Genomic DNA, 9317 nt, shown 5'->3' with positions numbered 1-9317 from the left:
GACGCCGCAGGAGAGGTCAGTAGCGCCAGTCGAGCTTGCGGTAGGCCTTGGCCATCACCCAGGCCGGGCCGATCAGCAGGTAGGTCAGGTCGGTCAGGAAGCTGGGCTTGCGGCCTTCGAACGTATGGCCGATGAACTGCGCCACCCAGGCCACCACGAACACGCCCACCGCCAGCCAGCGCAGGCTGTTCAGGCCGATCTCGGCCTCCAGCAGGCGGCACAGGCAGCCGAACACGAAGAACTGGATGAGCATGCCGATGCCCAGCGGGCGCGACAGCTTGTTGTAGAAGCACCAGGCGCTGAACATCGCAAAGGCCGACCAGATGCCGTACTGGAACCAGGTGATCAGCGGCGGCACGCACCACAGCAGGGCCACCACCGACCACAGGATCGCCGGCACCGCCACCACGTGGATGCGCTGGTTGATGACGTTGAGGTGGTCGTCTGAATAGCTGGCGAAGTAGCGGTCGATCGGCCGCGCAAGCTGGGTGGTGGTCTGCATGCCGCCAGCATACTCCGGCCGGGCCGGACGGTGCGGGGACGTCCGCACAGTAGGGTCGACCATCGCGCGCAGCGCGGGGTTCAGCGGATCCGGGCGCACTGGTCGCCCCAGGCAGAACGCCCCCGACCTTCCGGCCGGGGGCGCTGGGCCAATCAGTCGACGCTGATCCCGGCCAGGCGCTGCAGCGCCTCGGCGTACTTGGCGCGGGTGCGCTCGATGATTTCCGCCGGGATGTTCGGGCCCGGGGCGGTCTTGCCCCAGTCCAGCGTCTCCAGGTAATCACGCACGAACTGCTTGTCGTAGCTCGGCGGGCTGGTGCCCACTTCGTACTCGTCGGCCGGCCAGTAACGCGAGGAATCCGGCGTCAGCATCTCGTCCATGATGTACAGGCGGCCATCGGCATCGGTACCGAACTCGAACTTGGTATCGGCCAGGATGATGCCGCGCTCGCGGGCGTAGTCCGCCGCGAACTTGTAGATGCGCAGGGTGGCATCGCGCACGCGCTCGGCCAGGTCCGCGCCCACCTGCTTGACCATCGCATCGAAATCGATGTTCTCGTCGTGGTCGCCGACGGCGGCCTTGGTGGACGGGGTGAAGATCGGCTCGGGCAGCTGCTCGGCCTGGCGCAGGCCGTCGGGCAGGTCGATGCCGCTGACCTTGCCGGTGCGCTGGTAGTCCTTCCAGCCGCTGCCGATCAGGTAACCGCGGGCGATCGCCTCCACCGGCACCGGCTTCAGCTTGCGGGTGACCACCGCGCGCTTGGCGTACAGAGCCGGGTCCACGCCCTCGGGCAGCACGCTGGCCACGTCGATGCCGGTCAGGTGGTTGGGCATCAGGTGCGCGGTCTTGGCGAACCAGAAGTTGGACACCTGGCAGAGCATCTCGCCCTTGCCCGGGATCGGGTCGGGCAGGACCACGTCGAACGCCGACAGGCGATCGGTGGCCACCATCAGCAGGTAGTCGCCCGGTGGGGCCCCTGCAGGCAGCCGCTCACGCGGGATATCGAACACATCACGCACCTTGCCGCGATGGCGCAAGGGCAGGCCGGGGAGATCGGATTGCAACAGCGTGGTTGGCACGGGCACTCCTGGGGCGTTGTCGATACGGCTGCCCAGCGGACCCGGCGGGCCCGCTGACCAGCGGGCGGCCTAGTGTAAAGCGGTCCGGGCCCGCTGTGACGTAAAATGAGCGTCCATTTCGTCGGCCGACCCCGGAGCGCCATGCGCTGGTACGGAAAACTGCTCGGTTTCATCGCCGGGGCCCTGCTGTTCCGGCCCAATCCGCTGTTCGGGGCGGTCATCGGCCTGCTGCTCGGCCATGCCTTCGACTCGGACTGGTTCCGCCTGAACAAGGAAAACCCGTACCGGGAGCTGGGGCTGACCTCCGAGGCCACCGATGCCGAGGTCGAGCGGGCCTACCGCAAGCTCATTTCCCAGTACCACCCCGACAAGCTCGGCGGCGCGGCCCCCGAGCTGCAGCAGCAGGCCGAGCAGAAGTCGCGGCGGATCAACGCCGCCTACGACCGCATCAAGACCCTGCGCAAGCGCTGACCCTTTTCCCTCGTCTCCAAGGCCCCGGCCATGTCCAACTGCCTCATCGCCCCGTCCATCCTGTCCGCCGATTTCGCCCGCCTGGGCGAGGAAGTGGACAACGTCCTGGCCGCCGGTGCGGACTGGGTCCACTTCGACGTGATGGACAACCATTACGTGCCCAACCTGACCATCGGCCCGATGGTCTGCCAGGCCCTGCGCAAGCACGGCGTGACCGCGCCGATCGACGTGCACCTGATGGTCGAGCCGGTGGACCGCATCATCCCGGACTTCGCCGAGGCCGGTGCCACCTACATCAGCTTCCACCCGGAGGCCAGTCGCCACCCGCACCGCACCATCCAGCTGATCCGCTCGCTGGGCTGCAAGCCGGGCCTGGTGCTGAACCCGGCCACCCCGGTGGACATCCTGGACTGGGTGCTGGATGACCTGGACCTGGTGCTGCTGATGTCGGTCAACCCGGGCTTCGGCGGCCAGGCCTTCATTCCCTCGGCGCTGGACAAGCTGCGCGTGGTCCGCCAGAAGATCGATGCCGGCGGCAAGGACATCCGCCTGGAGATCGACGGTGGCGTGAAGGCCGACAACATCGGCGCGATCGCCGCCGCCGGCGCCGACACCTTCGTCGCCGGCTCGGCCATCTTCAATGCCAAGACCAGCTACCAGGACGTGATCGCGCAGATGCGCGCGAACGTCGCCGCAGCGAGGGGCTGAGCCATGGCGACGGTGGCCGTGTTGAACATCCGTCCGGCCACCGTGGCCGATGCTGGCCTGATCCTGCATTTCATCCGCGAACTGGCCATCTACGAGAAGGCCGAGCATTCGGTGCAGACCGATGAGATCGGCATCGCCGAGAGCCTGTTCGGCGCCGATGCCACCGCCCGCGCGCTGGTCTGCGAAGCCGACGGCGAGGCCATCGGCTATGCGGTGTACTTCTACAACTATTCCACCTGGCTGGGCCGCAAGGGCATCTACCTGGAAGACCTGTACGTGAGCCAGGAAAAGCGCGGTGTCGGCGCCGGCAAGGCGCTGCTGAAGTACATCGCCCGCCAGGCGGTGGCTGAAGGGTGCGGCCGCTTCGAGTGGTCGGTGCTGGACTGGAACACGCCGGCCATCGACTTCTACACCGCTGCCGGCGCCAAGCCGCAGGACGAGTGGACGGTGTACCGGCTGGAAGGTGAGGCGCTGAAGGCATTCGCCGGGTAGACCGTGTCCTGGTGACTGGCCTGCCGATGAAATACGCCATTGCCGCGCTCCGCCAGCGGCTGCCGGCCTCGGTTACTGTCTGCAGGCAGGCGCTGCAGGCTTCCGGCGGTGACCTGCTACAGGCGCACGCCCTGGTGGTTGATCAGCTCGTGGCCGACTACAGGCACCGCACAGGATCGGGCGCCGCCGAGGCCGCCATCGATCTTCAGGCTGCCGGTCATGACGTCGAGCGCGCCTTCGTGCTTTGGCGCCGCCGGCACCCGTTGCCGCCACCACAGCCGTTCGCAGCGCTCGAAAAGGGATGGCCGATGGCGGCGGGGCTGGCTTCGGTGGGCACCGGGTTGCGCTGCTTCGCCCATTTCATTTCCGGCGAACAAGAGATCTACGAGCTGCGCTTGATCACCCATGCCGCACGTTTCACCGAGACCACCCATGGCTTCGACTACGAGTACGCCATGCAGGACGCGCAGACGCGGGTGGAACGCAGGTTCGTGACTGGAATTCCGGCGCTCACCCTACTGCTGCAGCAGCACGCAGTCGATGAAGCGATGTTGCGCAGTATCGAGACGTTCGACAGCTGCCTCCTGCACAGTCCCATCGAGGCCTACCTGTAAGCCGATATGCAGCGCCGTTCAGCAGATAAAAAAAAGCCACGCCAAACACTGGCGTGGCCTTGCTGCATGCGTGGGAGGCTGATCCTGCCTCCATCCGTCGTCCCTGCTATGGCCTTCCATTCTCCGGGCCGCCTATGACACCCGCATGACATCCCACATTGGCGAGCCCAACTTCCTGACCTGAACGGTTGCCACCGCCTTTCACTGGTCCCGAACGCGCGGTTGCTAGCCTGTGCCACCTTTCCCTGGAAGCACCGCATGAGCACACCGCGCTGGCGCCTGATCCTCAACGGCAAGTCCGCAGGCGACGACGACCTGCGCGAGGCCGTGGGCCACTGGCGCGAACGCGGCGTGCACTTGGAAGTGCGGGTGACCTGGGAAGACGGTGACGCCGAGCGCTACGTTGCCGAGGCCATCGACCACGGCGTGGACGTTATCGTAGCGGCCGGTGGCGACGGCACGCTGAGCGCGGTGGCCGAGACGTTGGCGCATCGTGACGAGCCGGCCAGGGCGCTGCCTTCGCTGGCGCTGGTGCCGATGGGCACCGCCAACGATTTCGCAACCGCTGCGGGCATTCCGGTGGAGCCGCAGGAGGCCTTCGCACTGATTGCCGGCAGTACGCCGCGTCCGATGGATCTGCTGCGTGTCGATGCCGACGGCAAGCCATGGTGGTGCGCCAACCTCGCCAGCGGCGGCTTCGGTACCCAGGTCACGGTGGAAACCGACGCGGGCTTGAAGAAGATGCTTGGCGGTCTGGCGTATGTCATTACCGGTATCGCCAAGCTCGGGCGCATCGAACCGATCACCGCGCGCCTGAGCGGGCCGGATTTCCAGTGGGAAGGTGGGTTCATCGCGCTGGGCATCGGCAACGGCCGCCAGGCGGGTGGTGGTCAGCAGCTGTGCCCGCAGGCACTGATCGATGACGGCCTGCTGGACGTCACCGTGGTGCCGGAACTGGACGGCGAAGTCGCCGCCACCCTTGGGCAGATGCTGACCGGTGGCAAGGAAGCGGCGCTGGAGCGCGTGGCTACACGCGCGCAGCTGCCGTGGCTGCAGATCGACGCGCCGCAGCCGCTGACCTTGAACCTGGACGGCGAACCGGTGCAGGCACGCAGCTTCCGCATCGAATGCGTGGCGGGCAGGGTGCGGATGCACCTGCCGGTGGATTGCGTCCTGCTTTCCGGCCGCTGATACAGAAACTACAGCAGCGGGATGTCTTCTTCCCTGCTCGGGAATTTGAAGGCCTCGCGCTTCCTGCGGATGTGTTCGGGCATAGGTGGGCGGGGGATGTTGCGCTCTGCCAGCCATTGCTGGCATTTCTTCTGCCACGGCAGGTTGTCCGGCGTGGTGATTTCCCAGTAGATGTCCTCAACCATCAATTGCCGAGCAGATCTTCCCGAACTTTCCGATACGTGCTCGGGAATGGTGGGATCTGCGCCGTGCTCCAGCAACCAGTAGGCGTAGTCGAATGCGCCACTTCCTGTGTACCAGCTCAGAACGGTGTCGTCCTTCAGGCCTCGGTTCGATTCGTTGATGTTGGCTCCGTTCTCAATGAGTACCTGAATGTTCTTCCACTGGTTTCCACTGACGAAAGCCTGAAACAGCAGGGTTTCATTCGCCGAGTTGCGCGTGTTGGGGTCTCCGCCGTGCTTCAGCAGCAGCTCAAGGAAGCGAGGGTCGTCCATCTTTGCCGCGTAGACCATCGCATTGTTGTAACCAAGCCTGCGTCCATCCACCGTCTTGTATGCGCGTGCATTCGGATCTGCGCCGTTGTCCAGGAGAGCGCGTAATCCATCAAGATTCTTCGCCCGAAGAGGCCACGCCACCAGGGGGATTCCAGCGTCACGAGCGAAGACTTTGTCGGGATTGACTCCTTCGTTCTTTATCAGCGCGTGATCGTCTCGGCATCCCCTTGCTCGCTGGCAACGGCCAGCTCAAGTGCCCTTCCCTTGAAGTAATCGCTGGCACCATGCGTTGACTGTGGTGTGCAGCCCGAAAGCAGGAACAGCGCTGCCGCCAGAAGGGCGTGATGTACAAAGAAGCGTCGGAGGTGAACGTCCATGTCTGATCTCCCTACAGCAGCGGAATATCTTCTTCCTTGCTCGGGAATTTGAAGGCCTCGCGCTTCCTGCGGATGTGTTCGGGCATCGGTGGGCGGGGAATGTTGCGTTCGATCAGCCACTGCTGGCATTTCTTCTGCCACGGCAGGTTGTCGGGTGTGGTGATTTCCCAGTAGATGTCCTCGACCATTAATCGTCGAGCAGATTTGCCCGAACTTTCCGATACCTGCTCGGGAATGGTGGGGTCTGCGCCGTGCTCCAGCAACCAGTAGGCGTAGTCAAATCCGCCTCTTCCCGTGTACCAGCTCAGAACGGTGTCGTCTCCCAGGCTTCTGCGGTTGGATCCATTCACGTCTGCGCCGTTCTTGACCAGGGTCTGGACATTCTTCCATTGGTTCCCGCTGATGAAGGCTTGGAAGAGAAGCGTTTCATTGTTGACGTTTCGTGTGTTGGGATCTCCTCCGTGCTTCAGCAGCAATTCCAGGAACCGAGGGTCGTCCATCTTGGCCGCGTAGACCATCGCGTTGTCGAACCTGATCAGCTCTCCATTCATCTGCTTTGACTCACGCGCATTGGGGTCTGCCCCGACGTCGAGCAATACTTTGAGTCCCTCGATGTTGCGGGCCCGCAGCGGCCATGCGATCAGAGGAATTCCGTCCCGCGTTGAAAACGCCTTGTCCGGGTTGACGCCCTCGTCCTTTACGAGGTGACGTATGGCATCGGCGTCGCCGCTTTCAGCAGCAATGGCCAGCCGTAATGCCGCTCCCTCGAAATAGCCATCGGCACCGTGTGCAGACGTTCCAGAGCACCCTGTCACAAGCAGAAGCGTGATCCATGCCACACTTGTGAGGAATTTTGTCGTCATATTGTGAAAAATGACGGTCATTTTTTTCCTGTCTATTCGCTGATGACGTGACACTAGCAAAAGGTTCTGGTAATCCCTAGGTGCCGCGAAACAAGCGGCACTTCAAGGTGCAATGGAGTTTGCCATGAATGGTTCGGAGAGCGAGGCGCGTGCCCGCGCAGTCAATGAGCAGAATATTCTCGTGCAGCAATTGCGCGACAGTGGGAACGAAAAGGAAGCTGAGCGCCTCCAGGAAACGTACCATGCGCGTGAAATGTCAGGATTGGCTGCTGACGTGTATAAGTCAGCGAAGCACGAGGGAAAGCCCCCGGTAGGATGGGTGCGCGCAAGTAGTGATCCCGACGCGCTGCGCGAAGCTGGCATCAATATCTCGGACGCTGAACTCAAGGAAATGCTGCAGCCGAGGAAGTCCGGATTCCGCGCCGAGATCTATATCCCCGACAAGCGCGTCTTCGGGGAGGATGCGAAACCTGTCGTTGTCTACAAGGGGTCCACGGGTGAAATTCTTGACCCGCTGGCGCCCAATGGAAAACGTGAATCCGGCGGCGAGGATTTCCTCAACAACGGTCAGCAGGGCATCGGCATGCGCAGCGATTATTACGATCGCGCGATGGAACTTGCCGTAGCCATGAACCGTCGTCTGCCCGGCGGCTTCGAAATCGCCGGCCACTCCCTCGGCGGCGGCATGGCTTCCGCCGCGTCCGCAGTCACCGGCGCACGTGCCACCACGTTCAACGCCGCCGGCCTGCATCCGGCAACCCCGGCGCGTTATGCCAAGGACAACGGCCTGCCGACCTTCGACACGCAGCAGTCCGTGCACACCTACCAGACCACCGGTGAGGTGCTGAACGATGTGCAGAACGGCATGCACCGCCTGAGCGAGCAGCAGCGTCGTGGCTACGGTGTGCTTGCCAACGAACTGGGCATGGTGCTGAAGGATCCGGCCATGCAGAAGGTCGTCGGTGAAAAGCTGCGCGAGATGCTGCCCCCGGGTGCGCAGACCTCCGCTGCACAGTTCATCGAACAACTGGCGAGCCAGCCTGGCCAGCAGGCGCTGCGCGATATTCCGCTCGCGGCAGGGCGCCTCGAGCTGTTGCTTGAGCCCAAGACCCGCGACGCGCACGGGGCACTCGTCGATCGCCCGCACGTGGCGCCGCCCAGCCAGGTGGCGGAACTGGCTGGCCCGCTGTCCACCGTGCTGCACGCCACGGCGTACGGCATGCGCGGCGGTCGCCTGGCCGGCGAGCAGGTCGAACGGGCCGGCGCCGTCACTGCCCATGCGCTGGACAAGGTGGGAGATGGTGTCGAGCGCGTACTGAAGACCGAAGGCATGGTCATCGGCCAGGTGGTGAACATGGGGTCCACCAGCCTGCAGGTGAGCTCCCGGGCGACCAGTACGGTGATCGCTTCGGGGCGCGAACTGACCGGCAGCATCGAAGCCACGCTGCACCGCGTCGAATCGCAGACCCGCTCCCATGGCCTGTCCGCACTGTCGTGGGTGGCTGACCGGGTGGGCGCGGACAACGTCGCCGGCCGGCTTGCCAAGCAGGCCGAAGCTGTCCGTGACCACGGCGAGCACCATGCGCAGCACGCGACGAAACAGGCCGTTGCCGACGCGGCAAGCACGCGTGCGGCGGGTGAACGCGTGGCCGCTGCCATCAGCCACGACGGCCAATGGGTGGCCGGCAAGCTGCAGAACGGGTTCGCCACCGCCGGCGCCCATGTCGATCGTGGCTATGACCTGGTGGCGTCCCAGCTGAAGGGCATCACCGCCAAGGCGCCGATTACCCTGTCCACGCTGGGTGGTGCTGCGGTGGGCATCGGGGCTGCCGCAGCGACCCACGTGCCGACCGGCAACCTGCCGTTGGACGCAATGAGGCTGCACAACCTCGACAAGTCCGAACGTGTCATCCGCGGCATGATGCCGGCCTTCAGCGAGGCGACTGCCCGCCATGGCATGGATCCGACCGTCATCCCCAGCCTGGATTCGGAACTGATCAAGCAGGAAGCCGCCGCCCGCAAGCTGGTCGAGCAGCACCAGCGGATGCAGCATCCGGAGGATGGTCGTCGCGCCGGCGTGGCGGCAGAACCCACTGCGCGCGCGCCCGGCATCAACGACCCTGGTCACACCGACTACCGGTTGTTCAATGGCGCACAGACCGGCGTGCACGCCCTGGATGCCGCCCACAACCGCGTGCCGAACGTGCAGAGCGACCAGCTCGCCGGTGCACTGGCCGTGCACGCCAAGCGCGAGGGGCTGGAGTCCATTTCCCACGTGGTGCTCAGCGACGATCACCGCCGCGCCTTCGCGGTGGATACGCCCGACCTGAACGCCGCGCACCGCCGCCATGCCCACGTCGAGGTGGCGGCGGGCATGGCCCAGCCGCTGAGCGCGAGCACCGCCCAGATTGACGCGATCAACGCCAGTCGCGAGCAGGCGCAGGGGGTGTCGCTGGCCCAGCAGCAGGTGCAGGAAGGCCAGGAACAGGCGCGGCGGATGGGCTAGGGCGGCGACAAACCGCCCGT

11 protein-coding genes are annotated in these 9317 nt (G+C 64.8%); 6 read left to right on the top strand and 5 right to left on the bottom strand.

What is annotated here, in order from left to right:
* Positions 1-16: 16 nt before the first annotated feature.
* Both NQ204_RS05420 and NQ204_RS05415 read right to left on the bottom strand, forming a co-directional pair.
* Entirely contained in the window at positions 17-502 is a 486-nt protein-coding gene (locus NQ204_RS05420; RefSeq protein ID WP_256643287.1) for an Mpo1 family 2-hydroxy fatty acid dioxygenase, read from the bottom strand.
* 152 nt (positions 503-654) lie between these two features.
* Positions 655-1581, bottom strand: a complete 927-nt coding sequence (locus NQ204_RS05415) for a phosphoribosylaminoimidazolesuccinocarboxamide synthase (RefSeq protein ID WP_165835666.1) — start codon at positions 1579-1581, stop codon at positions 655-657.
* Between the two features lie 141 nt (positions 1582-1722).
* Here NQ204_RS05415 and NQ204_RS05410 point away from each other — a divergent pair, with 141 nt between their 5' ends.
* The 5 genes from NQ204_RS05410 to yegS all read left to right on the top strand — a co-directional run bounded on the left by NQ204_RS05410 (position 1723) and on the right by yegS (position 5057).
* The gene (locus NQ204_RS05410; RefSeq protein ID WP_079223907.1) at positions 1723-2052 is read left to right on the top strand and encodes a J domain-containing protein; all 330 of its coding nucleotides are present in this window, start codon (positions 1723-1725) and stop codon (positions 2050-2052) included.
* A gap of 30 nt (positions 2053-2082) precedes the next feature.
* Complete coding sequence (gene rpe, locus NQ204_RS05405; protein ID WP_256643286.1) at positions 2083-2760, top strand: ribulose-phosphate 3-epimerase; 678 nt, start codon at positions 2083-2085, stop codon at positions 2758-2760.
* 12 nt (positions 2761-2772) lie between these two features.
* Positions 2773-3252, top strand: a complete 480-nt coding sequence (locus NQ204_RS05400) for a GNAT family N-acetyltransferase (RefSeq protein ID WP_116862805.1) — start codon at positions 2773-2775, stop codon at positions 3250-3252.
* 26 nt (positions 3253-3278) lie between these two features.
* The gene (locus NQ204_RS05395; protein WP_256643285.1) at positions 3279-3866 is read left to right on the top strand and encodes a hypothetical protein; all 588 of its coding nucleotides are present in this window, start codon (positions 3279-3281) and stop codon (positions 3864-3866) included.
* 258 nt (positions 3867-4124) lie between these two features.
* Positions 4125-5057, top strand: a complete 933-nt coding sequence (yegS, locus tag NQ204_RS05390) for a lipid kinase YegS (protein ID WP_256643284.1) — start codon at positions 4125-4127, stop codon at positions 5055-5057.
* Positions 5058-5065: 8 nt separating this feature from the next.
* Here yegS and NQ204_RS05385 read toward each other — a convergent pair whose 3' ends face one another.
* The 3 genes from NQ204_RS05385 to NQ204_RS05375 are packed head-to-tail and all read right to left on the bottom strand — an operon-like array spanning position 5066 to position 6812.
* Complete coding sequence (locus NQ204_RS05385) at positions 5066-5692, bottom strand: ankyrin repeat domain-containing protein (RefSeq protein WP_256643283.1); 627 nt, start codon at positions 5690-5692, stop codon at positions 5066-5068.
* Positions 5693-5751: 59 nt separating this feature from the next.
* Positions 5752-5928, bottom strand: coding sequence for a hypothetical protein (locus tag NQ204_RS05380; RefSeq protein WP_256643282.1), 177 nt, complete (start codon positions 5926-5928; stop codon positions 5752-5754).
* A gap of 11 nt (positions 5929-5939) precedes the next feature.
* Entirely contained in the window at positions 5940-6812 is an 873-nt protein-coding gene (locus NQ204_RS05375; protein WP_256643281.1) for an ankyrin repeat domain-containing protein, read from the bottom strand.
* A gap of 91 nt (positions 6813-6903) precedes the next feature.
* Between NQ204_RS05375 and NQ204_RS05370 the strand changes: the two genes are divergently transcribed.
* On the top strand, positions 6904-9297 hold the full coding sequence (locus NQ204_RS05370) for a Tle-like phospholipase domain-containing protein (protein ID WP_488192341.1): 2394 nt from the start codon (positions 6904-6906) through the stop codon (positions 9295-9297).
* Positions 9298-9317 lie beyond the last annotated feature (20 nt).

Source organism: Stenotrophomonas testudinis (assembly GCF_024499815.1).
Taxonomy (GTDB): domain Bacteria; phylum Pseudomonadota; class Gammaproteobacteria; order Xanthomonadales; family Xanthomonadaceae; genus Stenotrophomonas.
This window is presented reverse-complemented; position numbering and strand designations above follow the sequence as displayed.